General features: G+C 57.5%; 2 protein-coding genes. Both read right to left on the reverse strand.

Translation table 11 applies throughout. The features are described from left to right. A partial coding sequence (locus THS27_RS26225; RefSeq protein WP_210403035.1) for a tripartite tricarboxylate transporter permease occupies positions 1–874 on the reverse strand: 874 nt, incomplete at its 3' end. Between the two features lies 1 nt (position 875). Further along, on the reverse strand, positions 876–1,224 hold a 349-nt coding region (locus tag THS27_RS26230; protein ID WP_168185032.1), incomplete at its 5' end, for a tripartite tricarboxylate transporter TctB family protein.

Raw genomic sequence — 1,224 nt, forward strand, 5'->3', positions numbered from 1 at the left:
TGTCGCTGATTTTCTTTTCAACGGTATAGGAAACGAACGAGCCCAGCGAGGCCCCGGCACCGGGCAAGACACCGGCCAGAAAGCCGATAATCGTGCTGCGGCCCATGGCACCCGATGTGCTTTTCAGCATCGACCACGGTGCAGTTACCCGTGCCAGTTTCTGGGTTTGCACAGACGGTGCAGCCCCGGTTTTGTGTTCTAAAAACAGCAAAACCTCGGAAATGGCAAACAGGCCAACGATGGCAACAAGGAAATCAATGCCTTCGTACAGGTGGATATTGCCAAAGGTCATGCGTGGCACGCCGGTCTGATGGTCGACACCGACCATGGCAATGGCAAGGCCGATCATGGCGGCAATAACGGCTTTGGCCTGATTTTGCGAGGCAACGCCGCCAAGGGTGGCAAAGGCCAGCGCAAACAGGGCAAAATATTCAGCCGGGCCAAACAGCAAGGCAACCTTGACCAGCTGCGGGGCGAGAAAAACCAGACCCCAGGTGGCGAAAAATGCGCCGACAAACGATGCGATCCCCGACAGGGCCAGGGCTTCGCCCGCCTGGCCTTTTTGGGCCATCGGGTAGCCGTCCAGCGTGGTCATCAGGGCGGGTTCATCGCCCGGAATGTTAAGCAGGATCGATGAAATACGCCCGCCATACATGGCGCCGTAATAAACCGATGTCAGTAAAATCAGCGCCGGGGTTGCCGGAAGGCCAAGGGTGAAGGCCACCGGAATGAGGATGGCGACACCGTTGGACGGGCCAAGGCCGGGCAGGGCACCGATGATGGTGCCAAGAAAACAGCCCACCAGCGCAAGTGCGAGGTTTTGGAACGTCAGCGCGACGGCGAAACCGTCGGCGAGTTGTGAGAATACATCCATATCAGAACCCCCAGGGCCCGCGGGCCAGCGAGAGTTGAAGAATAAGGTGGAACACGACGTAAATGCCCACGGAGATCGAAACACCGGCCATAGCGGCAGAAAGGGGCTTTGCCCCAAGGCGCCAGCTTAACAGGCCTGAGGTGATCGCAGTCGACAGAACAAAACCAACCACCGGCAATGCATAGGTGTAAGCAACCATGACAGCGACGGCGAACACGATTTCGATCATGCGCGCAGCACCGGGCCAATCTGGCTCGGGATCCGGTTTAAGGATCGGGAAAATGGCGGAGATCGCCAGCAAAACACCAATCAGAATCGGGAAAAATTTCGGTCCCAGGTAATCGGTAATG

The sequence above is a fragment of the Thalassospira sp. MCCC 1A01428 genome, from assembly GCF_002115825.1.
In the GTDB taxonomy this organism is placed as follows: Bacteria; Pseudomonadota; Alphaproteobacteria; order Rhodospirillales; family Thalassospiraceae; genus Thalassospira.